General features: G+C 65.3%; 18 protein-coding genes. 13 read left to right on the plus strand and 5 right to left on the minus strand.

Features of this window, described 5'->3' with window-relative positions:
- Positions 1-139: 139 nt before the first annotated feature.
- Positions 140-2,590 (minus strand): penicillin-binding protein 1A, encoded by a 2,451-nt coding sequence (locus IAE34_RS18080; RefSeq protein ID WP_442793219.1) that lies wholly within the window; start codon positions 2,588-2,590, stop codon positions 140-142.
- A 173-nt stretch (positions 2,591-2,763) separates the two neighbouring features.
- On the opposite strand from IAE34_RS18080, the gene pilM reads away from it, so the two are divergent.
- The 11 genes from pilM to IAE34_RS18135 all read left to right on the plus strand — a co-directional run bounded on the left by pilM (position 2,764) and on the right by IAE34_RS18135 (position 17,834).
- Positions 2,764-3,648, plus strand: coding sequence for a type IV pilus biogenesis protein PilM (gene pilM / locus IAE34_RS18085; protein ID WP_267908866.1), 885 nt, complete (start codon positions 2,764-2,766; stop codon positions 3,646-3,648).
- Entirely contained in the window at positions 3,645-4,178 is a 534-nt protein-coding gene (locus IAE34_RS18090) for a PilN domain-containing protein (protein WP_200140347.1), read from the plus strand. Before pilM ends, IAE34_RS18090 begins: the two co-directional genes overlap by 4 nt.
- A gap of 53 nt (positions 4,179-4,231) precedes the next feature.
- The gene (locus IAE34_RS18095) at positions 4,232-5,209 is read left to right on the plus strand and encodes a pilus assembly protein PilP (protein WP_200140348.1); all 978 of its coding nucleotides are present in this window, start codon (positions 4,232-4,234) and stop codon (positions 5,207-5,209) included.
- Positions 5,184-6,401, plus strand: a complete 1,218-nt coding sequence (locus IAE34_RS18100; protein WP_200140413.1) for a type IV pilus secretin PilQ — start codon at positions 5,184-5,186, stop codon at positions 6,399-6,401. The genes IAE34_RS18095 and IAE34_RS18100 overlap by 26 nt, the downstream gene beginning before the upstream one ends.
- A 4-nt stretch (positions 6,402-6,405) precedes the next feature.
- Complete coding sequence (gene aroK / locus IAE34_RS18105) at positions 6,406-6,924, plus strand: shikimate kinase AroK (RefSeq protein ID WP_200140349.1); 519 nt, start codon at positions 6,406-6,408, stop codon at positions 6,922-6,924.
- Positions 6,925-7,018: 94 nt separating this feature from the next.
- Complete coding sequence (gene aroB, locus IAE34_RS18110) at positions 7,019-8,134, plus strand: 3-dehydroquinate synthase (protein ID WP_200140350.1); 1,116 nt, start codon at positions 7,019-7,021, stop codon at positions 8,132-8,134.
- Positions 8,131-9,753, plus strand: a complete 1,623-nt coding sequence (locus IAE34_RS18115) for an AAA family ATPase (protein WP_200140351.1) — start codon at positions 8,131-8,133, stop codon at positions 9,751-9,753. The genes aroB and IAE34_RS18115 overlap by 4 nt, the downstream gene beginning before the upstream one ends.
- 372 nt (positions 9,754-10,125) lie before the next feature.
- Complete coding sequence (gene gltB / locus IAE34_RS18120) at positions 10,126-14,571, plus strand: glutamate synthase large subunit (RefSeq protein ID WP_200140352.1); 4,446 nt, start codon at positions 10,126-10,128, stop codon at positions 14,569-14,571.
- Positions 14,572-14,690: 119 nt separating this feature from the next.
- Positions 14,691-16,109, plus strand: a complete 1,419-nt coding sequence (locus IAE34_RS18125) for an FAD-dependent oxidoreductase (RefSeq protein ID WP_200140353.1) — start codon at positions 14,691-14,693, stop codon at positions 16,107-16,109.
- 171 nt (positions 16,110-16,280) lie between these two features.
- A complete protein-coding gene (gene hemE / locus IAE34_RS18130; RefSeq protein WP_200140354.1) occupies positions 16,281-17,345 on the plus strand; it encodes a uroporphyrinogen decarboxylase in 1,065 nt (354 codons plus the stop codon).
- Between the two features lie 141 nt (positions 17,346-17,486).
- Complete coding sequence (locus IAE34_RS18135) at positions 17,487-17,834, plus strand: NirD/YgiW/YdeI family stress tolerance protein (RefSeq protein WP_200140355.1); 348 nt, start codon at positions 17,487-17,489, stop codon at positions 17,832-17,834.
- A gap of 60 nt (positions 17,835-17,894) precedes the next feature.
- Here the strand turns inward: IAE34_RS18135 and IAE34_RS18140 are convergent, their stop codons facing one another.
- Entirely contained in the window at positions 17,895-19,139 is a 1,245-nt protein-coding gene (locus tag IAE34_RS18140; protein ID WP_200140356.1) for an MFS transporter, read from the minus strand.
- A gap of 125 nt (positions 19,140-19,264) precedes the next feature.
- Between IAE34_RS18140 and IAE34_RS18145 the strand changes: the two genes are divergently transcribed.
- Both IAE34_RS18145 and IAE34_RS18150 read left to right on the plus strand, forming a co-directional pair.
- Positions 19,265-20,170, plus strand: a complete 906-nt coding sequence (locus IAE34_RS18145) for a LysR family transcriptional regulator (protein ID WP_200140357.1) — start codon at positions 19,265-19,267, stop codon at positions 20,168-20,170.
- Positions 20,171-20,223: 53 nt separating this feature from the next.
- Complete coding sequence (locus tag IAE34_RS18150) at positions 20,224-20,997, plus strand: ParA family protein (protein ID WP_200140358.1); 774 nt, start codon at positions 20,224-20,226, stop codon at positions 20,995-20,997.
- Positions 20,998-21,026: 29 nt separating this feature from the next.
- Here the strand turns inward: IAE34_RS18150 and trxC are convergent, their stop codons facing one another.
- The 3 genes from trxC to mscK form a co-directional block, all read right to left on the minus strand.
- Entirely contained in the window at positions 21,027-21,461 is a 435-nt protein-coding gene (gene trxC / locus IAE34_RS18155) for a thioredoxin TrxC (RefSeq protein WP_200140359.1), read from the minus strand.
- Positions 21,462-21,557: 96 nt separating this feature from the next.
- Complete coding sequence (gene selO / locus IAE34_RS18160) at positions 21,558-23,018, minus strand: protein adenylyltransferase SelO (RefSeq protein WP_200140360.1); 1,461 nt, start codon at positions 23,016-23,018, stop codon at positions 21,558-21,560.
- A 162-nt stretch (positions 23,019-23,180) separates the two neighbouring features.
- Positions 23,181-26,489, minus strand: a complete 3,309-nt coding sequence (mscK, locus tag IAE34_RS18165) for a mechanosensitive channel MscK (RefSeq protein ID WP_200140361.1) — start codon at positions 26,487-26,489, stop codon at positions 23,181-23,183.
- Between the last annotated feature and the right edge of the window lie 7 nt (positions 26,490-26,496).

A 26,496-nucleotide genomic window follows, 5' to 3' on the forward strand; every position in this document is an offset into this window, starting at 1 on the left:
GCTCCAAGAAAACGTAGCACCAAGAAAAAGCCCCGGCTCGCGAGAGCCGGGGCTTTTTTCGGTCTGTGGGTCACTGTCGGGGCGGTTCATCCGCGAAGGGCTATGACACCGATGCGCAGACGAACCCGAGTCGACAGGATCAGAACAGGTCCATCGGCGCCGCTTCATCGGCCGGCAGCGGGCTGCCAGGCGCCGCGCCGTTGCCCAGCTCGTCGCCTGAAGGTGGAGAGTCCTCGGCCTTGAACAGCTCGAAGTAGGCATTGGGCGTGCTCGGCGTCGCCGCCCGACCGCTGACCGGGTCCACCCGCAGGCTGAGAATGCCCTCGGGCTCGGCAGGTGGATGCTCGGGCTTGCCCTTGAGCGCCGGGCCCATGAAGTCCATCCAGATCGGCAGCGCCACCGTGCCGCCGTATTCGCGGCGACCCAGGGTTTCGGGCTGGTCGAAACCGACCCACACGGTGGTCATGTAGTCGGCGTTGTAGCCGGAGAACCAGGCGTCCTTGGACTCGTTGGTGGTGCCGGTCTTGCCGGCCAGGTCGCTGCGGCCCAGCGCCAGGGCGCGACGACCCGTGCCGCGCTTGATCACATCCTGCAGCATGCTGGTGAGGATGTAGGTGGTGCGGCCATCGATGATGCGCTCCGCGGCCACCGGAGTGAGCGGCGGCGGCGCGACCTGGCCCAAGGCCGAAGGCGCGGTGCCTGGCTGCGGCAGGGTGGTGATCGGCGCCTCGGGTGCGGCGATGCCGGCCTGGTCCTGCTTGCCCTGCGGCACGCGTGCCGGGTTGGCGGTGAAGAGGGTCTCGCCGCTGCGGCTTTCCACCCGCTCGATCAGGTAGGGATTGATCTTGTAGCCGCCGTTGGCGAAGGTGCTCCAGCCGGTGGCGATCTCCATCGGTGTCAGCGTGGCGGTGCCCAGGGCCAGCGACAGGTTGCGCGGCAGGTCCTGCTTGTTGAAGCCGAACTTGGCGATGTAGTCGATGGTGCGGTCCACGCCCATGGCTTGCAGCAGGCGGATCGAGACCAGGTTACGCGACTTGTACAGTGCCTCGCGCATGCGGATCGGGCCCAGGAAGGTGTTGGTGTCGTTCTTCGGGCGCCAGACCTTGTCGACGGATTCGTCGACGAACACGATCGGCGCATCGTTGACCAGGCTGGCAGCGGTGTAGCCGTTGTCCAGGGCGGCGCTGTAGACGAACGGCTTGAAGCTCGAACCCGGCTGGCGCTTGGCCTGCATGGCACGGTTGTAGTTGCTCTGCTCGAACGAGAAGCCGCCGACCAGCGCGCGGATCGCGCCATCGGTCGGATCCAGGCTCACCAGGGCGCTCTGCGCGCCCGGCACCTGGCTGAACTTGAGCTTGCCGTCGGCCAGGCGCTGCACGCGCACCAGGTCGCCCACCTGCACCACGTCCGCCGGCGACTGCGGCGAGCGGCCCTGGGCGTTGCTGTTGATGAACGGCCGCGCCCATTTCATGGTGTCCCAGGCCACGTCTTCGTCCTGCCCGGCGCGGGTCAGAACTTTCACCCCGGTCTTGTCGACCTGGGTCACGATGGCCGGTTCCAGGCCGCCGAGGATGCGTTGCTTGGTCAGGTCCTGCAGCCAGGCGCTGTGGGTCTTGCCTGGAAAGCGTGCTTCAGGGCCGCGGTAGCCGTGGCGCTCGTCGTAGGCCGTCAGGCCATTGAGGACCGCCTTGTTGGCGATGTCCTGGGTGTCGCTGGGCACGGTAGTGGTGACCCGATAGCCTTCGGTATAGGCCTCGCTGCCGTAACGGCCGACCATCTCCGCACGGGCCATTTCGGCCACGAACGGCGCATTCACCTCGGGTGTCGGCACGTGATAGCTGGCATTGAGCGGCTCGGCCAGTGCGGCCTGGTAGCTCGCTTCGTCGATCTTGCCCAGCTTGTACATGCGCCCGAGGATCCAGTCGCGGCGCTCCTTGGCGCGCACCGGGTTGGCCAGCGGGTTGAAACGCGAAGGCGCCTTGGGCAGGCCGGCGATCATGGCCATCTGGGCCAGGCTGACGTCGCGGATCGACTTGCCGTAGTAAACCTGCGCGGCGGCGTCGATACCGTAGGCACGGTTGCCCAGGTAGATCTTGTTGACGTACAGCTCGAGGATCTCGTCCTTGGTCAGTTCACGCTCGATCTGCAACGCCAGCAGGATTTCGTTGGTCTTGCGCGAGAAGCTGCGCTCGCTGGTCAGGAAGAAGTTCTTGGCCACCTGCATGGTGATGGTGCTGCCGCCGGTCTGGATGTGACCGGATTTCACCAGCTGGCTCGCCGCGCGCATCAGGCTGCTGGGATCGACGCCGTAGTGATTGAGGAAATTGTCGTCTTCGGCTGACAGAAGCGCCTGTATGAACTGTGGGGGAATTTCAGAGAACCGGATGGGCGAGCGGCGCATTTCGCCAAATTCGGCGATCAGCTTGCCGTCGCTGCTGTACACCCTCAGGGGGATCTGCAACTGGATGCTTCTGAGCGAGTCGACCGACGGCAGGCTGGGGCTAAGATACAGAAACGCACCGCTCAGACCGAGTACGAGCGCGCAGATGACGGCGACGAAGGACCACCAGATGAACTTCAGCAGGCGTATCAAGGCTTTGGGGTATCCAGATTGATAAGTGGATTGCACGCAGGCCCGGCGGCCGAGCAAAAACGCCGCACAGTATAAGCGTTATCAGCCTTCCGGGTCATCGCTTGGCCGGGTAGGAAACTCGACGATTTCGACCGGCGGAGGGATGCCGGGGCCAATAATGGGGGACAGCGATGTTTGGACGCTTCGGCAGGGATGCCGGTTCACTGGCAGGGGTGCAAATCACCCAGGATTCGGTGCGGATGCTGCGATTGGGCGGCGCCCGAGGGCGGCGCAAGGTTGCAGGTTGGGCGCATCGGGCGGTGCCTCCGGCCGGCCATCCCGACCAGGCTGGCGAGGGGTTGGTGCAGGTGCTGCGCGAGGCTCATCGCCAGTGTGGTGGCCGCTCGACGCGGGTCGCGTTGGCCCTGCCGGGCTCCCAGGTGATCTGCAAGGTGGTGCAGCTGCCTGCCGAACTGTCCCCGGTCGAGCGTGAGTCACAACTGCTGGCAGACGCCGAGCACCTCTTCCCGTTTCCGCTCGATGATCTGGCGATGGATTTTCAGGTGCTGGGCGCTACGGTACACGCGCCCAGCACCGTGGATGTGCTGATCGGCGCGGTGCGCCAGAGCCTGCTGGAGCCGCTGTTGCTGCCGTTGGAGGAGGCCGGCCTGGACGTGGTCGCCGTCGAGGTGGATAGCCTGGCCCTGGCTCGCCTGCAACCCTCGGGGCCGCGCCTGCCAGTGCTGCAGCTGGAGTCGCACGGCATGATCCTGCACCAGTGGGATGCAGGCCCGCTGGCGCTGCGCACGGAGCAGCGGGTGGAAGCGCGAAGCGATCTTGCGGTGCCACCGGAGCAGGTCCAGCGTTTCCTGGCGCGCAGTCCCATGGCGCAGGAAAGCCAGGCGCTGGGGGTCGCTGGCGCAGCGGCCACAGAGGCGCAATTGCAGGCGCTGGCGCAGCAGCTGGGACGAGCGTGCCGACCCCTGTGCGGCCCCTCCCAGTGGCCCGGCTTGCCAGCCTCGGCGTGGGGCGCACTGGCGCTGCCACTGGCCTTGGCGTTGGGAGGCGACTCATGAGCCCCCGGCTGAACCTGCTGCCCTGGCGTGAACGCCAGCGCGTGGAAGCGCTCCGGCGCTTGCGTCGTCTGCTGCTGGGAAGCCTGTGCGTGGCGTTGGTTGGCGTGATGCTCGTCGACCGCCTGGCCCATCAGCGGCTGGAGCGACAAGTGGCGACCCGCCTCGAGCAGCAGGCGCAGATCCAGGCACTGAGCGGGCAACTGGCCGAGCTTCATGAGGTGCAGGCCGCACAGGCAGGGCTGCGCGCGCAATTGGTCGCGCTCGCCCGGCTCGGCGCCGACCAGTCCAGGCTGCCGCGCCTGATGGCCGAGGTGGAGGGGGCGATGCTGCAAGGCATGCAACTGACTCGCCTCGATCTGCAAGACGGGCGTCTCCAGGTCAACGGACTCGCGCTGTCTCCGGCGGTGCTGGCGCAATTCATGCGAGGCCTGCAGCGCTCGTCGGTGCTTCACGACATCGAGCTCAAGCAGGTGGTGGGGCGCAGCGAAGGCGATGCCTTCGAGCTGGTCGCTCGGGTGTCGCCGTCCTGAGCAGGCTCGACACACTGCTGTCGAGGTGGCAGGAGCAGGCCGCGCGGTCGGCCGTGGCGCGCGCTGCGCTGGTGGCCATCGTGGTGCTGGTGGTGGTGGCCGGCGGTTACTGGCTGCGCCTGCACGCCACGCTGGGCGCCTATCGCGATGCTGAGGTGCAGCAGGCTGTGCAGGACCGACTGTTGCACGAGCGCCAGCGACAGGCACGATCGCTGGATTCCGCGCAGGCGGCGCTTGCCGATGAGCAGCAGCGGGTGCAAGAGGCGCGGTGGCGCTTGTCGGGTGGCGAGGGCATGAGCGAGTGGCTCGATCAGCTGGCGCACAGCGGCCGCGTCCATGGGCTGGTGGTCGAACAGCTCGACGTCGGCGACACGCTGCAGGCAGTCGGCTATCGCCAGATGCCCTTGCGCATGCGCGTCGTTGGCTCCTACGCCGCGCTGCGTGTCTGGCTGGATGAGTGGTTGCAGCAGCTGCGGACATTGCAGGTGATGAGTATGCAGTGGGCGACAGCGGTCGATCGCCCTGGATTGCTGCAGTTGGACATCCAGCTGCATGCCTTCGATGCCGGCGAAGCATTACCGGTCCCCGGGTCGCTGGCCGAGCGATTTGCACGGCCGGTACGTCCGCCGCCGGCCCTGGACCCCTTCACTGGCTGGTCGCCGCGGCACATGGCGCAGCCAGGGCTCGCGGGGGTGCCGCTAGAACAGTTGGAAATGGTCGGCAGCCTCTCCCGTGTGGGTCAGACCCAGGCCCTGGTGCGCTGGGCCGGCGGGCTCCATCGGGTGGCCGAAGGTGACCGGCTGGGGCGTGAGGAGGGCGAGGTGGTGCGCGTCGATCCGGAGCAGATCGAGGTCAGGGAACGAATATTCAACGATGGAGCGTGGCAGGAAACCTCGCGTTACCTGTCCTTGAGCAGGCACAGGCGTGCAGGGAGCAGGCAGGTCTATGAGAAGACGGGTGATCGCGCTGTGGGCGTTGTGGGCGCTGTCGGCAGCGTGTCAGGCGATGGCGACGCCCAAGTACCGAGGTGAGCCGCTTTCGTTGAATTTCCAGGATGTCGAGGTCCGTGCGGTGCTGCAGGTCCTGGCCGACTATGCGGGGGTGAACCTGGTGGCCAGTGACACGGTACAGGGCAACATTACCCTGCGCTTGCAGGACGTGCCGTGGGACCAGGCCCTTGACCTGGTACTGCGCAGTCGCGGCCTGACCCGGCGCGAAGAAGGCAACGTGCTGCTGATCGCGCCGGCGGCCGAATTGGCCGAACAGGCGCGCGAGGCGCAAGTGGATCGGGTGCTGGTGGCTCGGGCGCAGCCGTTGCAACGCACCTTGCTGCCCGTTCATCACGCCGATGCGACCGAACTGGCGCGGCTGTTGCTGGCGAGTCTGCCCAGCGACGACGCCACCGATGCCAGGGCGAGCCTGACCGTCGACACCCGCACCAACACCCTGGTGGCCACCCAGCCTGCGGCCCGCCTGGCCGAGCTGCGTCAACTGATCGCCCAGCTGGACGTGCCGGTGCGTCAGGTCATGATCGAAGCGCGGATCGTCGAGGCCAACGTCGACTACGAGAAGGTGCTCGGGGTGCGTTGGGGCGCCAGGCCTGGCGGCGCCCTGGCTCGTTCGGGCGGCGAGCTGTTCGTCGACCTGGGCGCATCGAACCCGACCTCCGGCATCGGCCTGGCCCTGCTGGGCAGCAACGGGCTGCTGGACCTGCAACTCAGCGCCATGGAAAAAAGTGGCCAGGGTGAAATCATCTCGCAGCCCAAGGTGGTCACCGCCGACAAGGAAACCGCGCGTATCCTCAAGGGCACCGAAGTGCCCTACCAGCAGTCGACCAAGAATGGCGCCACATCGGTCTCCTTTCGCGAGGCCTCGCTGTCGCTGGAGGTCACCCCGCAGATCACCCCCGATGGCAAGGTCATCATGGCGGTACGCGTCACCAAGGATGAGCCGGACTACCTCAACGCCTTGAACGACGTGCCGCCGATCCGCAAGAACGAGGTCAATGCCAAGGTGCGCGTGGCCGATGGCGAAACGATTGTGATTGGCGGCGTGTACTCGACGTCCAACAGCAATGTGGTGGACAAGGTGCCATTTCTTGGCGATCTGCCGTATGTTGGGCGGCTGTTTCGACGCGATGCATTACAAGAGAAAAAATCCGAGCTGCTGGTCTTCCTGACTCCGCGTATCATGAGTGACCAGACGATTGCTGTGAGTCGTTGATTCTGTGCGAAATTTGATACTTGTAGGGCCCATGGGTGCCGGAAAGAGCACCATCGGGCGCCTGTTGGCGAAGGAACTGCGTCTGCTGTTCAAGGATTCCGACAAGGAAATCGAACTGCGGACCGGTGCCAACATTCCGTGGATTTTCGACAAGGAAGGCGAGCCGGGTTTCCGCGATCGCGAACAGGCGATGATCGCCGAGCTGTGCGAGCTCGACGGCGTGGTCGTGGCGACCGGCGGCGGCGCAGTGATGCGTGAGGCCAATCGCCAGGCATTGCATCAGGGCGGGCGTGTGATCTACCTGCATGCCTCGGTGGAGCAGCAGGTCGGACGCACCGCACGCGACCGCAACCGCCCGCTGCTGCGCACCGCCAATCCCGAGGCCACGCTGCGCGCCTTGCTGGAGGCGCGCGACCCGCTCTACCGCGAGATCGCCGACCTGGTGGTGGAAACCGACGAACGGCCACCTCGGATGGTGGTGATCGACATACTCGACCGCTTGCAGCAGTTGCCGCCCCGCTGAGCCGGGACTATTCTCGGCGACCAACGCCGGGTCGAGGTTGAACCTACGCGCGGACCGCTTGCCGACGCCGCGCCCAAGTACATTGTGGGGATACATGCAGACACTGAAGGTCGATCTGGGCGAACGCAGCTACCCGATCTACATTGGCGAGGGCCTGTTGGATCAGCCCGAGCTGCTGGCGCCGCACATCGCCGGCCGGCAGGTCGCCATCGTCTCCAACGAAACCGTCGCGCCGCTCTACCTGGAACGCCTGAGCCAGACGCTCGGCGCCTGGTCGGTGCTGCCGGTGGTACTGCCGGACGGCGAGGCCCACAAGAACTGGGAAACCCTGCAACTGATCTTCGACGCCCTGCTCACGGCCCGTCATGACCGGCGCACCACCGTGGTGGCCCTGGGCGGCGGCGTGATCGGCGACATGGCCGGCTTCGCCGCCGCCTGCTACCAGCGCGGCGTCGATTTCATCCAGGTGCCGACCACGCTGTTGTCCCAGGTGGATTCCTCCGTGGGTGGCAAGACCGGGATCAACCATCCGCTGGGCAAGAACATGGTCGGCGCGTTCTACCAGCCCAATGCGGTGCTGATCGACACCACCAGCCTGCGCACCCTGCCGCCGCGCGAGTTGTCGGCCGGGCTGGCCGAAGTCATCAAGTACGGCCTGATCTGCGACGAACCTTTCCTGGGCTGGCTGGAGGAGCACATGGTCGCGCTGCGCCAGCTCGATGCCGCGGCCCTGACCGAAGCCATTCGCCGCTCCTGCGCGGCCAAGGCCGCGGTGGTCGGTGCGGACGAGCGCGAGTCGGGCGTGCGCGCTACCCTGAACCTCGGCCATACCTTCGGCCATGCCATCGAAACCCACATGGGTTACGGGGTATGGTTGCATGGCGAGGCCGTCGCGGCCGGTACGGTCATGGCGCTGGAAATGTCCATGCGCCTGGGCTGGATCGACCAGGCGGCGCGAGATCGCGGTATCCGTCTGCTGCAGGATGCAGGCTTGCCGGTGGTGCCTCCAGAGGAAATGACCCCGGCGCATTTCATGGAACACATGGCGGTCGACAAGAAGGTGCTCGACGGACGCCTGCGCCTGGTGCTGCTGCACCGGCTGGGCGAGGCCGTGATCACCGACGACTATCCGAAGGAGATCCTTCAGGCCACGTTGGCGGCGGATTACCGCGCGATCGTGGCGCAGCGTGAGGTTGTGACAGCGCAATGACCAGTTTGCATGCCGATGAGGCGTTTCTCGACCATTACCAGTTGAGCCACGATCCGTTCGCGCCGCGTGTGCCCGGGTTCAAGTTCTTCCCGGCCCAGCGCAAGCCTGTGCTGGGCCAGCTGCATCATCTGGCGCGCTACAGCCACCTGATGCTGGTGGTCACCGGCCCGCATGGCAGCGGCAAGACCCTGCTGCGCCAGGCCCTGGTGGCCAGCACCAACAAGCAGTCGGTGCAGAGCGTGGTGGTGTCCGCGCGCGGCGCCAGCGATGCCGCCGGCGTACTGGGCCAGGTGGCCCAGGCATTGAGCGTGGCGCAGCCCCAGGTTCAGGCCATCCTGTCCCAGGTGGTGCAACTGGCGCTGACTGGCCAGGAAGTCTATCTGTTGGTGGACGATGCGGAACAACTCGAGGAGTCGGCACTCCAAGCGTTGCTGGAATTGGCGGCCGGTGTCCCCGAGGGGCGCCCGCACGTATTCCTGTTCGGCGAGCCCTCGCTGATCGCCGGGTTGGACGAGCTCAGTGCCGAGGAAGAACGCTTCCACATCATCGAACTCGCCCCCTACAGCGAAGAGGAAACCCGCGAGTACCTCGAGCAGCGCCTGGAAGGCGCGGGTCGGGGGCTGGAGGTGTTCAGCGCCGAGCAGATCGCCGAGATCCATGAAAACGCCGACGGTTGGCCGGGCAACATCAATCAGGTGGCCCGCGATACCTTGATCGAAGCCATGATCGCGACTCGCAGTACCGAGAAGCGACCCTCCATGGGGTTCAAAATGCCTAAGAAACACGTGCTCGCGCTTTCTGCCGTGGTGGTGGTCGCCGTTGCGGCAGCCGTCCTGATGCCCAAGAAGAGCGACAAGGCGCCGGCCGAGACGCCGGCTGCGCAGGCCCAGTTGCCGTTGGGGCAAGGGCAATCCGGCGGCAACGGCGCGCCGACGGTCGAATTCTCCGGTTCCTCGCAGCCGATGCCGCTGCCGCTGGTGGGACAGTCCCAGCCGGTGATGCGCGAACCCTTGGCCCAGGCCGCAGGCATGGGCGATGGCGAGGAGGGTGGTCCAGCGGGTAACACCGCCCTGCAACCGTCTGCGCCATCCACCGCGGTACCGCCAACCGTCACCACTACCGCGCCGCCCCAGGGCGTAGCGGCTGGTCCTGCGCCGACCCCTGCGCAACCTGTGGTGAGCGCGCCGGCTCAGACCGTGGCTCAGGCACCCAAGCCTGCGGCCACCCAGCCGACCAAGGCGACTGCACCAGCGGCCAAGCCGGCGCCGACCCAGGTAGCGACTGCCAAACCTGCCACCAAGGCCGTGGAGAAGAGCACCGGTGGCGCTGGCAACAGCAGCTGGTACAGCGGGCAGAAGGCTGGCAACTACGTGGTCCAGGTGTTCGGCACCAGCAACGAATCGGCCGCCCAGTCCTTCGTCAAGGAGCAGGGTGGCGAGTATCGTTACTTCAAGAAGACCCTGCAGGGCAAACCGCTGTATGTGGTGACCTACGGGAATTTCGCCAGCCGCGATGCCGCGGCGGCTGCAATCAAGAGCTTGCCAGCGAAGGTCCAGGCTGGTAAACCTTGGCCTCGTACCGTCGGCAGCGTTCAACAAGAGCTGGCCACGGCCCGCTGATCCTTCCGGGCGGCAGCACCCCGCCGCCCAGTTGCTGAGCGAATCCCGGATCTCTCGACAGCCTGCTGCGTTCATGCGCGGCAGGCTTTCGTGTCCCAGGCTGCCGGCCACGAGCCAGCGCATGCAGCCAAGGCTGAATCGCTTCATGCCTAGCTAGTGCTCTATCATGGTGCGCATTGCTAAACATTCAAAATTGCGACATAAACCTTTAGCGATTCGTCGTTAATGTTTGTGGGCGGCTCCGTCGCTGTGCAACAATGGTTTCCCATTGCCCCCGCAAAAAAGCTGGCATTCGACCGGTGTGGATGGTAAGTGGTTGTACTAAAAAGAGATTTGCCTTGGTTGAGAGGCGAACCTGGTGAGAATGTGTCTATGAAAACCGGTCTGTACCATCCAGAAGAATTCAAAGATAACTGTGGTTTCGGCCTGATCGCCCACATGGCGGGCGAGGCGAGTCATCACCTCCTGCAAACGGCTGTCGAGGCCCTGACCTGCATGACCCACCGCGGTGGGATCAACGCAGACGGCAAGACCGGTGACGGTTGCGGCCTGCTCATGCAGAAGCCCGACCAGTTCCTGCGCACCGTGGCTCAAGAGCATTTCGCCGTCGAATTGCCCAGGCAGTACGCGGTCGGCATGGTGTTCTTCAATCAGGATCCGATAAAGGCCGAAGCGGCCCGCGCCAACATGGATCGCGAGATCACCCAGGCTGGCCTGCAACTGGTGGGTTGGCGCAAGGTGCCGATCGATACCAGCGTGCTGGGCCGACTGGCGCTGGAACGCCTGCCGCAGATCGAGCAGGTGTTCATCGGCGGCGATGGCCTGAGCGATCAGGAAATGGCCATCAAGCTGTTCAGCGCACGTCGCCGTTCGTCGGTGGCCAATGCCCACGACGCCGACCACTACATCTGCAGCTTTTCCCACAAGACCATCATCTACAAAGGCCTGATGATGCCGGCGGACCTCACCGCCTTCTACCCGGATCTGGGCGATGAGCGCCTGAAGACCGCGATCTGCGTCTTCCACCAGCGGTTCTCCACCAACACCCTGCCGAAGTGGCCGCTGGCCCAGCCGTTCCGCTTCCTCGCCCACAACGGCGAGATCAACACCATCACCGGCAACCGCAACTGGGCCATGGCCCGTCGCACCAAGTTCGCCAACGACCTCATTCCCGATCTCGAAGAGCTCGGCCCCCTGGTCAACCGCGTGGGCTCGGACTCCTCGAGCATGGACAACATGCTCGAATTGATGGTCACCGGTGGCATCGACCTGTTCCGTGGCGTGCGCATGCTGGTCCCGCCGGCCTGGCAGAACGTCGAGACCATGGACGCCGACCTGCGCGCCTTCTACGAATACAACTCCATGCACATGGAACCGTGGGACGGCCCGGCCGGCATCGTGATGACCGAAGGCCGCCACGCGGTGTGCCTGCTCGACCGCAACGGCCTGCGCCCGGCGCGCTGGGTGACCACGCGCAACGGCTACATCACCCTGGCCTCGGAAATCGGCGTGTGGAACTACAAGCCCGAGGACGTCATCGCCAAGGGGCGAGTGGGTCCGGGGCAGATCTTCGCCGTGGACACCGAGACCGGTCAGATCCTCGACACCGACGCCATCGACAACCGCCTCAAGTCGCGCCATCCCTACAAGCGCTGGCTGCGCCAGCATGCCCTGCGCATCCAGGCGACCCTCAGCGACGACCAGGGCGTGGCCAGCTACGACAGCGACCAGCTCAAGCAGTACATGAAGATGTTCCAGGTCACCTTCGAGGAGCGTGACCAGGTGCTGCGTCCGCTCGGCGAACAAGGCCAGGAAGCGGTCGGCTCGATGGGCGATGACACGCCGATGGCCGTGCTGTCCCAGCGCGTGCGCTCGCCCTACGATTTCTTCCGCCAGCAGTTCGCCCAGGTGACCAACCCGCCGATCGACCCGCTGCGCGAAGCGATCGTCATGTCCCTGGAGATCTGCCTGGGCGCCGAGCGCAACATCTTCCAGGAGTCCCCCGAGCATGCCTCGCGGGTGATCCTCAGCTCGCCGATCATCTCGCCCGCCAAATGGCGCTCGCTGATGAGCCTGGAGCGCGAAGGCTTCGACCGGCAGGTGATCGACCTCAACTACGAGCAGGGCCTGGGCCTGGAAGCGGCCATCCGCAACATCGCCGACCAGGCCGAGGAGGCGGTGCGCAGCGGCAAGACGCAACTGGTGCTCAGCGACCGCTTCATCGCTCCGGGCAAGTTGCCGGTGCATGCCGCGCTGGCCGTCGGCGCGGTGCACCACCGCTTGACCGACCAGGGCTTGCGTTGCGACAGCAACATCCTGGTGGAAACCGCGACCGCCCGTGACCCGCATCACTTCGCCGTACTGTTGGGCTTCGGCGCGTCGGCCGTGTACCCCTACCTGGCGTACGAAGTGCTGGCCGACCTGATCCGCACCGGTGAAGTGCTGGGCGACCTGGGCGAGGTGTTCAAGTACTACCGCAAGGGCATCTCCAAGGGCCTGCTGAAGATCCTGTCGAAGATGGGCATCTCCACCATCGCCTCTTACCGGGGTGCGCAGCTGTTCGAAGCCATCGGCCTGTCGGACGAGGTCGTGGGCCTGAGCTTCAAGGGCGTGTCCAGCCGCATCAAGGGCGCACGCTTCGAAGACCTGGAAAGCGACCAGAAGCTGCTGGCCGCCGAGGCCTGGAGCGCGCGCAAGCCAATCCAGCAGGGCGGCTTGCTCAAGTTCGTGCATGGCGGCGAATACCACGCCTACAACCCGGATGTAGTCAACACCCTGCAAGCGGCGGTACAGCAGGGCGACTACGCCAAGTTCAAGGAATACACCGCGTTGGTCGACCAGCGCCCGGTGTCCATGCTGCGCGACCTGCTGAAGGTCAAGGTGGCCGACCAGGCACTGGCGCTGGAGCAGGTCGAGCCGGTAGAGGCGATTCTCAAGCGCTTCGATTCCGCCGGCATTTCCCTGGGCGCGCTGTCGCCGGAAGCCCACGAGGCGCTGGCCGAGGCGATGAACCGCCTGGGCGCGCGTTCCAACTCCGGTGAGGGCGGTGAAGATCCAGCGCGCTACGGCACGCTCAAGAGCTCGAAGATCAAGCAGGTGGCCACCGGCCGCTTCGGCGTCACCCCCGAGTACCTGGTCAATGCCGAGGTGCTGCAGATCAAGGTGGCCCAGGGCGCCAAGCCTGGTGAGGGCGGCCAGTTGCCGGGCGGCAAGGTCAACGGCCTGATCGCCAAGCTGCGCTATGCGGTGCCCGGCGTGACGCTGATTTCGCCGCCGCCGCACCACGACATCTACTCGATCGAAGACCTGGCCCAGCTGATCTACGACCTCAAGCAGGTCAACCCGCAGGCGCTGGTGTCGGTCAAGCTGGTGGCCGAGGCGGGCGTCGGCACCATCGCTGCCGGCGTGGCCAAGGCCTATGCCGACCTGATCACCATTTCCGGCTATGACGGCGGCACCGGCGCTTCGCCGCTGACCTCGATCAAGTATGCCGGCGCGCCCTGGGAGCTGGGCCTGGCCGAAACGCACCAGACCCTGCGCGGCAACGACCTGCGCGGCAAGGTGCGGGTGCAGACCGACGGCGGCCTGAAGACCGGCCTGGACGTGATCAAGGCGGCGATCCTCGGCGCCGAGAGCTTCGGCTTCGGCACCGCGCCGATGATCGCCCTGGGCTGCAAGTACCTGCGCATCTGCCACCTGAACAACTGCGCCACCGGCGTGGCGACCCAGAACGACAAGCTGCGCAAGGACCACTACATCGGCACCGTCGACATGGTGATCAACTTCTTCACCTTCGTCGCCGAAGAAACCCGCGAGTGGCTGGCCAAGCTGGGTGTGGCCAGCCTGGGCGAGCTGATCGGCCGCACCGACCTGCTCGACGTGCTGCCCGGCGACACCGAGCGCCAGCAGCACCTGGACTTGACGCCGCTGCTGGGCAGCTCGCACATTCCGGCCGACAAGCCGCAGTTCTGCGAAGTCGACCGCAACCCGCCGTTCGACAAGGGCGAGCTGGCCGAGCGCATGGTCGAAATGGCCTTGCCGTCGATCCGCGACCAGGCCGGTGGCGAGTTCGCGGTGGATATCTGCAACTGCGACCGCTCCATCGGCGCGCGGATCTCCGGCGAGATCGCCAAGCGCTACGGCAACCAGGGCATGGCGGCCAAGCCGATCACCTTCCGCTTCAACGGCACCGCCGGGCAGAGCTTTGGCGTGTGGAACGCCGGAGGCCTGCACCTGCACCTGGAAGGGGACGCCAACGACTACGTCGGCAAGGGCATGACCGGTGGCAAGCTGACCATCGTGCCACCGGCCGGTAGCCCGTTCGAGACCCAGCACAGCGCCATCGTCGGCAACACCTGCCTGTATGGCGCCACCGGCGGCAAGCTGTTCGCCGCCGGTACCGCTGGCGAGCGCTTCGCGGTGCGCAACTCCGGCGCCCACGCGGTGGTCGAGGGCACGGGCGATCACTGCTGCGAGTACATGACCGGCGGCTTCGTCTGCGTGCTCGGCAAGACCGGCTACAACTTCGGCTCCGGCATGACGGGCGGGTTCGCCTACGTGCTCGACCAGGACAACACCTTCGTCGACAAACTCAACCACGAGCTGGTGGAAATCCAGCGCATCAGTGGCGAGGCGATGGAGGCCTACCGCAGCCACCTGGCGCGGGTCCTGGCCGAGTACGTCGAGGAAACCGGCAGCGAGTGGGGGCGTGAGCTCTGCGAGAACCTGGACGACTACGTGCGACGCTTCTGGTTGGTCAAGCCCAAGGCGGCCAACCTCAAGCAACTGCTGTCCAGCACCCGCGCCAACCCGCAATAAGGCAGCTGCAAGGGCGAGCTCAGGCTGCCGCTAGCAGCGGCCTGGGCTCGCCGGGCTTACGTGATCGTCTTGCGGCTTGCAGCCTGATGCGCGCAGCTGCTGTTGAGAGGTTTTGAAAAATGGCTGAACGTCTGAGTAACGACTTCCAGTTCATCGAAGTGGGCCGCAAGGACCCGAAAAAGAAGCTGCTGCGTCAGCGCAAGAAGGAGTTCGTGGAAATCTACGAGCCCTTCAAGCCGCAGCAGTCCGTGGAGCAGGCACACCGCTGCCTGGGTTGCGGCAATCCGTACTGCGAATGGAAGTGCCCGGTGCACAACTTCATTCCCAACTGGTTGAAGCTGGTGTCCGAAGGCAACATCCTGGCGGCGGCGGAGCTGTCCCACCAGACCAACACCCTGCCGGAAGTGTGCGGTCGCGTGTGCCCGCAGGATCGTCTGTGCGAGGGCGCCTGCACCTTGAACGATGGGTTCGGTGCGGTAACCATCGGTTCGGTGGAGAAGTACATCACCGATACCGCCTTCGCCATGGGCTGGCGTCCGGACATGTCCAAGGTCAAGCCGACCGGCAAGCGCGTCGCCATCATCGGTGCCGGCCCTGCCGGGCTGGGTTGTGCCGACGTGCTGGTGCGGGCCGGCGTGACGCCGGTGGTGTTCGACAAGAACCCGGAAATCGGTGGTCTGCTGACCTTCGGCATCCCTGAGTTCAAGCTGGAAAAGACCGTGCTGAGCAACCGCCGCGAAGTCTTCACCGGCATGGGCATCGAATTCCGCCTGAACACCGAAGTGGGCAAGGACATCTCCCTGGAGCAGTTGCTGGCCGACTACGACGCCGTGTTCATGGGCATGGGCACCTACACCTACATGAAGGGCGGGTTCCCCGGCGAGGACCTGCCGGGCGTGCACGATGCGCTGGACTTCCTGATCGCCAACGTCAATCGCAACCTGGGCTTCGAGAAGTCGCCCGAAGACTTCGTCGACATGCAGGGCAAGCAGGTGGTGGTGCTCGGCGGTGGCGACACGGCGATGGACTGCAACCGCACCTCGATCCGCCAGGGCGCCAAATCGGTGACCTGCGCCTACCGTCGCGACGAAGCGAACATGCCCGGTTCGCGCAAAGAGGTGAAGAACGCCAAGGAAGAAGGGGTCAAGTTCCTCTACAACCGCCAGCCCATCGCCATCGTCGGCAACGGCAAGGTCGAAGGGGTGAAGGTAGTCGAGACTCGCCTGGGCGAACCGGATGCCCGTGGTCGCCGCAGCCCCGAGCCGATCCCCGGCTCCGAGCAGATCCTGCCGGCCGATGCCGTGGTGATCGCCTTCGGCTTCCGTCCGAGCCCGGCGCCCTGGTTCGAGCAGCATGGCATCCAGATGGACAGCCAGGGCCGTGTGGTCGCGCCGGAGAAGGGCCGCTTCAAGCACCAGACCAGCAATCCGAAGATCTTCGCCGGCGGCGACATGGTGCGCGGCTCCGACCTGGTGGTGACCGCCATCTTCGAAGGCCGTACCGCCGCCGAAGGCATCCTGGATTACCTGGAAGTCTGAAGCGACCCTGCGTGACGTGGGAGTGGGGCCGACCCCTCCCACGCGCGTTTCGCCATCCCGCCCGCAGCGATCCTTGACCCACGGCACCCGATAGACAAAAGCCATGGCCGCGACCGTGCCTTTTGCGCTGGCGTCTGAGAAAATGCCCGCACTTTTTTGCTGGATGCCGACATGACTGCCCTGAAGAACGATCGTTTCCTGCGTGCATTGCTCAAGCAGCCCGTGGACGTCACCCCGGTGTGGATGATGCGCCAGGCCGGCCGCTACCTGCCGGAATACCGCGCCAGCCGCGCCAGCGCCGGCGACTTCATGAGCCTGTGCAAGAACCCGCAGTTCGCCTGCGAGGTGACGCTCCAGCCGCTGGACCGCTACCCCCTGGACGCCGCGATCCTGTTCTCCGACATCCTCACCATCCCCGATGCCATGGGCCAGGGCCTGTACTTCGAGACCGGCGAAGGCCCGCGCTTCAGGAAGGTCGTCAGCACCCTGGCCGACATCGAGGCGCTGCCGATTCCCGATGCGCACCAGGACCTGGGCTACGTGATGGATGCGGTCAGCACCATCCGCCGCGAGCTCGATGGCCGCGTGCCGCTGATCGGCTTCTCAGGCAGCCCCTGGACCCTGGCCACCTACATGATCGAGGGCGGCTCGTCGAAGGACTTCCGCAAGACCAAGGCCATGCTCTACGACCAGCCCGAGGCGCTGCACCTGCTGCTGGACAAGCTGGCGCAATCGGTGACCGCCTACCTCAACGGCCAGATCCAGGCCGGCGCCCAGGCTGTGCAGATCTTCGACACCTGGGGCGGCGCGCTGTCGTCGGCGGCCTACCAGCGTTTCTCGCTGGACTATATGCGCAAGATCGTCAGCGGCCTGATCCGTGAGCACGACGGCCGCAAGGTACCGGTGATCCTGTTCACCAAGAACGGCGGCCTGTGGCTGGAAAGCATCGCCGAGGCCGGCGCCGACGCGCTGGGCCTGGACTGGACCTGCGACATCGGTGATGCCCGTCGCCGCGTGGGCGATCAGGTGGCCCTGCAAGGCAACATGGACCCGACCGTGCTGTACGCCAGGCCCGAGGCCATTCGCCAGGAAGTGGCGCGCATCCTGGCCAGCTACGGTCACGGCAGCGGCCACGTGTTCAATCTGGGCCATGGCATCACCCCGGAAGTCGATCCTGCCCATGCCGGGGTATTCATCGAAGCGGTTCACGAGTTCTCGGCGCAGTACCACGGCTGACGCAGTCGTCTCAGGCGCGGTGCGTTCACATCCACAAGGCTGTGGACGCCGCTTCGCTTCGAGACGGATGCAGGATTAAGCTTGAATTCAGCGATCGTCGCTAATCTGGTCCCATCGAAACCCAAACAGGACCCGATCATCATGAAAGCACGTTATCTGCCCCTGATCCTCGCCCCGCTCTTCAGCACTGCTGCCCTGGCCGCCGGTTACACGGGCCCGGGCGCGCAGCCCGTCACCACCGTCGCCGCTGCCAATGAAGCGGCCGACGACACTCCGGTGGTGCTGCAGGGCTACATCACCAAGAAGATCAACAACGACGACAAGTACGAGTTCAAGGACAACACCGGCACCATCCATGTCGAGATCGACAACGAAGACCTGCCTGTCACGCCCTTCAATGAGAAAACCCAGGTGAAGCTCACCGGCGAAGTGGAAAAACACCTCATGAGCCGCGAAGTGGATGTGGACATCGTCGAAATCGTCAAGTGACACCACCCTGCGGGCGGACCGGGATGAGCTTCACAGCCTCTCGCTCGGCCCGCAGGCGTTTCACGCAGCCTTGGGTTGCAACTTGCTCAGTTTCAGCGCCACTGCCAACGCGACGGCCAGCAGACCACCGATGAACAGGCCGATACCGTTCCAGCCCCAGTGATGCCAGAACACCCCGCCCGCCGTCCCGGCCACGCTCGATCCTGCGTAATAGCTGAACAAGTACAGCGACGAAGCCTGCCCCTTGGCCTTGAGTGCCCGCCTGCCGATCCAGCTGCTGGCCACCGAATGGGCGCCGAAGAAGCCGAAGGTGAACACCAGCATGCCGACCACCACCAGCGGCAAGGGTGTGAACAAGGTCATCGCCATGCCGATGGCCATCACCCCGATACTGGCCCAGAACACCCGCCGCCGACCCAGCCGGTCGGCCAGCGCGCCCACCTGCGCCGAGCTGTAGATACCGGACAGGTACACCACCGAGAGCAAGCCGACCAGCGCCTGGTTCATGTGGTATGGCTCGGCCAGCAGGCGATAGCCAATGTAGTTGAACAGCGTGACGAAAGCGCCCATGAGCAGGAAGGCTTCGAGGAACAGCCAGGGCAGGCCGGCATCCTTGAAGTGCATCACGAAACCATCGAGCAGCCGACGCGGCCGCAGCGACTGCGCGCGGAAGTTGCGTGACTCGGGCAGGACCTTCCAGAACACTACCGCCGCCAGCAGCGCCAGACCGCCGATGACCAGCATCGCCGTATGCCAGCTGACGAAGTCGATCAGCACGCCGGTGATCAGGCGTCCGCTCATGCCGCCGATGGCGTTGCCGCCGATGTACAGGCCCATGGCCAGGCCGATGTGCTGCGGATGGATCTCTTCGCTGAGGTAGGTCATCGCCACGGCGGCCAGCCCGCTCAGTGACAGCCCCACCAGCGCCCGTGTGGCCAGCACCAGTTCCCACGTCGGCATCACGGCACTGGCCAGGGTGGACAGCGCCGCGCACGCCAATGCGAACACCATCACCGGCTTGCGCCCGATGCGGTCGGAGATCGGGCCGGTGATCAGCAAGCCGACCGCCAGCATCGCGGTGGATACCGAGAGCACCAGGCTGCTCTGGGCCGCATTGATGGAAAAGTCCTTGGACAGCAGCGGCATCATCGGCTGCACGCAGTACAGCAGGGCGAAGGTGGCGAAGCCGCCGCTGAACAGGGCCAGCACGGTCTTCATGAAGGCGGGAGTGCCTTTTTCGATCCACAGGTCGTTCAAGGGGGCGGGTTCAGGTTGCGTGGGTAAAGGGGCTACAGCGGATTTCACGACGGACTACCTCATGGCACGGGGCCGGTGCTGCGATGTGGAAAAGCTTATAGCTGGCTAATTATTATTTCCAATATATTGTTCGACCTATTTAAGACGTTTTTCGACCTATTTGGAGTGCGTCAATGGAACTGCGTCATCTACGCTATTTCATCGCGGTCGCCGAGGAGCTGCATTTCGGGCGCGCCGCCCAGCAACTGGGAATCTCTCAGCCGCCGTTGAGCCAACAGATCCAGGCGCTGGAGCAGGAATTGGGCGCGCGATTGTTCGAGCGCACCAATCGGCGGGTGGAGCTCAGTGAAGCGGGCCGTCTGTTTCTCGACGAAGCCCGCCAGGTGCTGGCCCAGGTCGACAGGGCCGCCGACGTGGCGCGCCGCGCACAATTGGGCGAACTGGGCGAGATGAAGATCGGCTTCACCTCGTCGGCGCCGTTCACCTCGCGCATTCCCCAGGCGATCCACGCCTTTCGCCAGCGCTTTCCGGCCGTGCACCTGCACCTGAAGGAAATGAGCAGCCGCGAAGTGGTCGACGCGATGCTCGACGAGTCCATCGAGGTGGGGCTGATGCGTCCGTTGCCAGTGCCCGAGGGCCTGGCGGTCAACGAACTGTTCCGCGAACCCCTGGTGGCGGTGCTCAATGCCTCGCACCCACTGGCCCTGGGCAGCGAAGAGGGCCTCTACCTCGATGCGCTGGCTCACGAGCCCTTCGTGTTCTTCCCTCGCAGCTACGGCAGCGGTCTGTACGCGCAACTGATGGAGCTGGCGCGCCATGCCGGCTTCAGCCCGCACTTCGCCCAGGAAGCGGGCGAGGCCTTGACCATCATCGGGCTGGTGTCGGCGGGGCTGGGGGTGTCGGTACTGCCGGCCTCGTTCCAGCGCATTCGCGTCGACGGCGTGGTCTACCGCACCTTGCTCGACCCGCAGGCCACCAGCGCGGTGTGGCTGGTGCAGCGGGCCGGCGCCAGTTCGGCGATGGCCAGGGCCTTCGCCGCGCTGTTGGGTGGGGTGGACAAGCCCCAAGAAGCTGGCTAAACGATGCCGCCCGCCACATACTCGGGCATTCCCTGAAACACGGAGGTCTTGTCATGCGGCGCGTGGTGTTCAATCAGAAAGGTGGCGTGGGCAAGTCGAGCATCGCCTGCAACCTGGCGGCGGTCAGCGCCAGCGAAGGCTATCGGACCCTGCTGATCGACCTGGACGCCCAGGCGAACTCGACCCAGTACCTGACCGGCCTCACCGGCGACGACATTCCCATGGGCATCGCCGACTTCTTCAAGCAGAGCCTGGCGGGCGGGCCGGTGGCCAAGAAGAACAAGGTCGATATCTACGAAACGCCCTTCGACAACCTGCATGTCATCACCGCTACGCCTGAACTGGCCGATCTGCAGCCCAAGCTCGAGGCCAAGCACAAGATCAACAAGCTGCGCAAACTGCTCGACGACCTCAGCGAAGACTACGAGCGGATCTATATCGACACCCCGCCTGCGCTGAATTTCTACGCCGTGTCCGCGTTGATCGCCTCCGACCGTGTGTTGATTCCCTTCGACTGCGACAGTTTCTCGCGCCAAGCGCTGTACGGGCTGCTGGCCGAAATCGAGGAGCTCAAGGACGACCACAACGAGGCCCTGCAAGTGGAGGGAATCGTGGTCAACCAGTTCCAGTCCCGCGCCAGCCTGCCCCAGCAGATGCTCGACGAACTCATCGCCGAAGGCCTGCCGGTGCTGCCGGTGTACCTCGCCAGCTCGGTGAAGATGCGCGAATCGCACCACGCCAGCCTGCCGCTGATTCACCTGGAGCCTCGGCACAAGCTGAGCCAGCAGTTCGTGGAATTGCACGATCTGCTCGAACGCAGCGCCTGATAGAGAGGCGGTTGACCTCGGTCCGTCGATCAGACACCGTGCGCGCGCAGCCACTCCATCAGCGATGCCAGCGGCAGTGCACCGGCCTGGCGCGCGACTTCCCGGCCGTTGCGCAGCAGGATGAGGCTGGGAATCGAGCGAATGCCCAATTGCCCCGCCAGGTGGCGGTTGGCTTCGCTGTCGAGCTTGGCCAGGCGGCAGCGGCCGACGAGCTGGCGGGCGGCCTGCTCGAACACCGGGGCGAAGGATTTGCAGGGTCCACACCACTCGGCCCAGACATCCACCAGCAACGGCATATCACCCCTGATCTGCGCGCTGTAGCGGTCTTCGCCAAGCTCGAAGGGCGCTGCCAGCAGCACCGGCCGCTTGCAACGACCACAGGTGGGGGCGTCGCCCAGGCGGGAAGCCGGCACTCGGTTGAGGCCGTCGCAGTGGGGGCAGGGAATCAGCAGTGGGTCGGACATGATGGCTCCTTGATAGCTCCTTGAAAGTACCGATCAGTGGCGTAGCCTCGCGTCGCTCAATGCCCTGTGGGCGGTGCAGAGGTGTTCAGGAAACCTCTACGACGAGCAACTGATCTCCAGGTGCTTGCCCCAGGTCGGTGGCCGCTGCGCGTAGGCCTGCATGCCGGGTTGTTCGGCAAAGGGGTTGCTCAGCACCTGATGCAGCCGTCGTACTTCACTGTAGTCGCCCGCTTCGGCGGCCTCGATGGCCTGCTGCGCCAGATAGTTGCGCAGGATGTACAGCGGATTCACGGCATGCATGCGCTCGCGTCTGCCCTGTGCATTGCCGGGCTCGCGCTGGCAGCGTGCGAGGTAGTCGGCGCCCCAGGCGTCGAAACCGGCCAGGTCGACGAATTCGGCGCGTACGGTCTGCAAGGCTTGCTGCACCGGCTGCTCGCCCAGGTGTCGGAAGAACAGGGTGTAATCCACGCCGCCGCTCTGCATGCACTGCAGCAGGCGCTCGACCAGGGCCATGTCGCCGTCCTCGGCCGTTTCCAGGCCCAAGCGGCAGCGCATCAGGTCCAGGTAATGGGCCTGGTAGAGGGGCAGGAACAATTCCAGGGCCTGCTTCAAGGCCTCCACCTCGACCACCGTGGTGAGGGCCTGGGCCAGCGCACTGAGGTTCCAATGGGCGATCGGTACCTGGTTGGCGTAGCTGTAGCGGCCGCGGTCGTCGGAGTGATTGCAGATGAAGTTGGCGTCGAAGTCGTCGAGGAAGGCGAACGGGCCGAAGTCGAAGGTGATGCCCAGGATCGACATGTTGTCGGTGTTCATCACCCCATGGCAGAAACCGTAGGCTTGCCAGCGGGCGATCAGCTCGGCGTTACGCTCGACGATGTTGTGGAACATCGCCAGGTACGGCTGCTCGGCCTCGCGACACTCGGGATAATGCTGCTCCAGCACATGCTCGAGCAGCACCCGCTGCTGTTCGGGCTGGCGGGTGTAGTAGAAATATTCGAAGTGGCCGAAACGCACATGGCTCGGCGCCAGGCGCAGCAGCATGGCCGCGCTTTCCTGGGTTTCGCGCCATACCGAGGTGCTGGAACCGATCACGCACAGGGCTCGGCTGCTGGGAATGCCGAGGGCGTGCAGGGCTTCGGAGGCGAGGAATTCGCGGATCGAAGAACGCAGCACGGCCCGGCCGTCGCCCATGCGCGAGAAGGGCGTCTGCCCGGCGCCCTTGAGGTGCAGGTCCCAGTGCTGGCCCGCGTCGTTGAGCACTTCGCCCAGCAACAGCCCGCGGCCATCGCCCAGCCGCGGGGTGTAGCCACCGAACTGGTGACCGGAATACACCATGGCCCGCGGTTGCGCCTGGTCCCACAGCTTGTGGCCACTGAACAGCTCGGCGAACACGGGCGACTCGGCGTGCGAGGGGTCCAGGTCGAGCAGCGCCATGGCCGCCTCGCTGGCCACCACCAGGCGCGGATCGGCGATCGGCTCGGGCAGGACTTCGGTGGAGAAGGCATCGCCCAGGCGAGCGAAACGGTTGTCGAAGTGCAACTGGTCGAGGGCTTTCACGGGTTCGGCTCCTGGATGAGTGGCAAGGGTCGGCTGGCGACCCTTGGCGGGGCGAGCCCGCGCCCGCAGGGATCGGATCGCTCAAAGCCTATCACGTCCCTGGCGGACGGCTCGTCAGACGAACCCACCGCGCGATCGTCGCCCCGTGCGGCGGTGGGCGCCTCAGGCCGAGGTCGGCCCGTCGGCACCGGGCTGCGGCGCCGGAATGAGCTGCTGCTTGCCGCCCTTGGTGTCCATCAGGAACACCTCCACCTGGCGCACCGAGATCTTGATGTCGTGGGCCTTGAACTCGCGGTTGATGTAGCGGTTGATCTCGTCCAGCGTCGGGTTGCGGTCGCCCAGGTCGCGCACGTGCATGCGCAGCTCATGGTCCAGGGAGCTTTCGCCGAATTGCAGGAAGTACACCAGCGGCTCGGGGTCCTTGAGCACTCGCGGGTTCTCGTGGGCGCCCTTGAGCAGCAGGTCGCGCACCAGGTCCAGGTCCGAGCCGTAGTCGATGCCCAGTTTCAGCGTGACGCGGGTGACGGTGTCGGTCAGCGACCAATTGATCAACTGGCCGGTGATGAAGGTCTTGTTGGGGACGATGATGTCCTTGCGATCGAAGTCGGTGATGGTGGTGGCGCGAATACGGATCTTGCTCACCGTTCCGGAGAGGTTGCCGATGGTGATGGTGTCGCCGATGCGCACCGGACGCTCGAACAGGATCATGATGCCGGAGATGAAGTTGGCGAAGATTTCCTGCATGCCGAAACCCAGCCCCAGTGACAGAGCGGCCACCAGCCATTGCAGCTTGTCCCAGCTGACCCCGAGCGTGGACAGCGTACCGACGATGCCGACGCCGACGATCACATACGACAGCAGTGTGGTGATGGCATAGGCACTGCCCTGGGCCAGGCTCAGGCGTGACAGCACCAGCACCTCCAGCAGGCCTGGCAGGTTGCTGGCCAGGGCGATGGTGATGCCGGCGATCACCAGCGCGCCGAGCAGGTCGCCCAGGCTGATCGGCACCATGCTGGCGGTCGCGCCGGTGCCGCTGGCGTATTCGTACAGGGTGATGTTGTTGAGGTAGGAGAACACCGTGATCAAATCCGCCCACACCCAGTACAGGCCGGCAATGAAGCCGCCGAGCAGGGCCAGGCGAATCAGGCGCAGCGACTGCTGGTTGACCTGTTCGATGTCCAGCGTCGGTTCCTCGACGATCACCTCGCCGTCCAGCCCTTCCTTGGCCGCCGCGCGCTTGCTCAGCGCGCGTTGGTAGGCCAGGCGCCGCGCGGCTACCGACAGGCCGCGCACGAACGCTGCCTCGATCACCAGCCAGAACATCAGCAGGTACAGGGTATAGATCAGCCGGTCGGTCAGCTTGAGGGCAGTGTAGTAGTAGCCGAAGCACACGGCGATGAACAGCGCCACGGGCAACGCCGTGAACGCCACTCCTACGGCTTTGCGGAACAGCGAGGTGTCACGGTGGGCCGGGCTGCTGAGCAGCAGGCGACTGAGCAGCCAGGCCATCAGCGCGTAGCAGGTCAGCACGATACCGATGCCCAGTACGTCGTCGGCCAGCGCCGAGGGCTGGTGCTCGGCCACCGCCACCACGCCGACCAGGGCCAGCACCACGGTACCGAGCCGACGCACCCAGCCGCGAAGGAACTCGACCTGCGGCTTGTGCCACCGGAAGTGCACCTCCGCCACACCGCCTGGAGAGAGAATGCGGTAGGCGGTATAGAACACCAGCCAGGCCTGGGCCAGTTGCCAGAGCGCCGCGCCGAGGTTGGCGTTCTGGCCCCGGGCGTCGATCTGCAGCGCATAGCTGCACAGCGCCAGGCCCAGGCTCAACGGCATCGCCAGGAGGATGTTGATCAGGATCGCCTGGGGCGTATGCCACTGGCTGTCACGACGGAAATGGCCGATGTCCTGGTGCACCTTGTTCAGGCGCTCGTACAGGTACTTGCGGCGCCACAGCAGGGCGCCGATCACCAGCAGCAACGGCAGGAACAGCAGCGGTCGGCGGATCAGCCCGTCGGCCAGTTCCTTGACCCCCGAACTCCAGGGCAGGCTGGCGACCTGGTCGGCGAAGCCCTGGGGCACGTAGCGCAGCCATTCCCAGTCCAGCGGCTTGTTGCTGGGGATCCAGAACATCTGCTCATCGAGGGTGGTGCGCAGGTTCTGCGCAGTGCCCAGCAGCTGTTTCTGATTGAGCTGCAAGGTGATCGATTCGTTGAGCAGCGCCGACAGCTCGCGATTCAGCCGTTCGAGCAGGTCGCTGCGGGTAATGGCCACTTCCAGCAGGGCCTTGCGCAACTGGGGCGTCACGTCCTGTTCGGGCTGCTTGGCCAGCAGGTCGTCGACGTAGGTGATCGGACTGGTGATCTGCTCGCGTTGCTGGTTGACCTCGAACTGGTAGAGGCGAATGTCGGCGATCTGGTCGGCCAGGTCGCGGTCCAACTTCAGGTGCGGCAGGGCCTGCTTCTGCTTGTAGAGAATCTTGGACAGCAGCAGGCTGCCCTTGAGCACGTTGATCTGCTCGTCCAGGGCCTGGTCGGCCTGGGTCAGGGTGTCCAGTTGCTGCTTGGTCTGCAGGTTCTGCTGGGTCAGTTCGTTGAGGCGGTCGGTGCTGCGCAGCAGGTAGTCGGACAATTTCAGGTTGGCAGCGCTCTCGTTGGCCAACAGGGTGCTGCCGCCGGCTTTCTGCGCTTCGATCGACTGCTGGGTGACGGTCTGCTGGGACTGGGCCAGGCGCTTGTCGTTGATCAGCGTCTGCAGGTCCTGGATCTCCTGCTCCAGGCGCGTGGCGCGCTCGATCAGCAAGTCGTGGCGGGCATTGCCCAGGTCCTGCAACAGGCTGTTGGCCGCCAGTTCCTGACGGCGCAGGGCGGTCAGGGCATTGAGCGAGCCCAACTCGGCGCTGAGCTGGTTGCGCTGGTCGGCCGACAGCACCTTGCCGTTGTCCTTGCCGGACTTGAGGGCGTTGTTGATCTGCTGGGCGCGGGTCTGGTTGTTGCTGATTTCGGCCTGGGCGCGCTCGGGACGGGTCTGCGAGTTGATGATCAGGCTGTTGGCTTCGGCCAGGGCCTTTTGCAGATCACCCTGTTGGGTGCTGCGTTCGGCCAGCATCTGTTCGAGCTGCGGAACGCCGAGGTTGGCGTAGCGCTGGGCTACGGCGGTCGGCTTGCTGGCCTTGAGCCTGGCCAGTTCGTGCTGGCTGTCACGGGTTTCCTGGGGGGCGCTGGCCAACTGCTGTTTCAGCTCGGCGAGCTTGCGCTCGTTGTCTTCCTTGCTGGTGATCAGCGACAGGGTCTGCTCAAGCACCTGTTGCAGCGCTTTCTGTTCCGGTTCGGCCAGCTTGCGCTCGGCGATCTTGTCGAGGCTGTTCTGCACGCCAGGGGCGGTGGGCATCTCGGCCGCCACGGCGCCGAACGATAAGGTGAGACACAGCCCCAGGAGGGCTGTGCGGGCATACTGGCGCAGGGACATAGGCAGA

The sequence above is a fragment of the Pseudomonas sp. S30 genome (assembly GCF_016518545.1).
Lineage (GTDB): Bacteria > Pseudomonadota > Gammaproteobacteria > Pseudomonadales > Pseudomonadaceae > Aquipseudomonas.

What these genes read in the sequence shown, in the direction of transcription:
- aroB (WP_200140350.1), top strand. Translation starts at nt 7,019, where the DNA reads ATGCAGACACTGAAGGTCGATCTGGGCGAACGCAGCTACCCGATCTAC.
- IAE34_RS18090 (WP_200140347.1), top strand. Translation starts at nt 3,645, where the DNA reads ATGAGCCCCCGGCTGAACCTGCTGCCCTGGCGTGAACGCCAGCGCGTG.
- IAE34_RS18125 (WP_200140353.1), top strand. Translation starts at nt 14,691, where the DNA reads ATGGCTGAACGTCTGAGTAACGACTTCCAGTTCATCGAAGTGGGCCGC.
- gltB (WP_200140352.1), top strand. Translation starts at nt 10,126, where the DNA reads ATGAAAACCGGTCTGTACCATCCAGAAGAATTCAAAGATAACTGTGGT.
- IAE34_RS18150 (WP_200140358.1), top strand. Translation starts at nt 20,224, where the DNA reads ATGCGGCGCGTGGTGTTCAATCAGAAAGGTGGCGTGGGCAAGTCGAGC.
- IAE34_RS18100 (WP_200140413.1), top strand. Translation starts at nt 5,184, where the DNA reads ATGGCGACGCCCAAGTACCGAGGTGAGCCGCTTTCGTTGAATTTCCAG.
- IAE34_RS18115 (WP_200140351.1), top strand. Translation starts at nt 8,131, where the DNA reads ATGACCAGTTTGCATGCCGATGAGGCGTTTCTCGACCATTACCAGTTG.
- hemE (WP_200140354.1), top strand. Translation starts at nt 16,281, where the DNA reads ATGACTGCCCTGAAGAACGATCGTTTCCTGCGTGCATTGCTCAAGCAG.
- IAE34_RS18145 (WP_200140357.1), top strand. Translation starts at nt 19,265, where the DNA reads ATGGAACTGCGTCATCTACGCTATTTCATCGCGGTCGCCGAGGAGCTG.
- IAE34_RS18135 (WP_200140355.1), top strand. Translation starts at nt 17,487, where the DNA reads ATGAAAGCACGTTATCTGCCCCTGATCCTCGCCCCGCTCTTCAGCACT.
- mscK (WP_200140361.1), bottom strand. Translation starts at nt 26,489, where the DNA reads ATGTCCCTGCGCCAGTATGCCCGCACAGCCCTCCTGGGGCTGTGTCTC.
- pilM (WP_267908866.1), top strand. Translation starts at nt 2,764, where the DNA reads ATGTTTGGACGCTTCGGCAGGGATGCCGGTTCACTGGCAGGGGTGCAA.
- trxC (WP_200140359.1), bottom strand. Translation starts at nt 21,461, where the DNA reads ATGTCCGACCCACTGCTGATTCCCTGCCCCCACTGCGACGGCCTCAAC.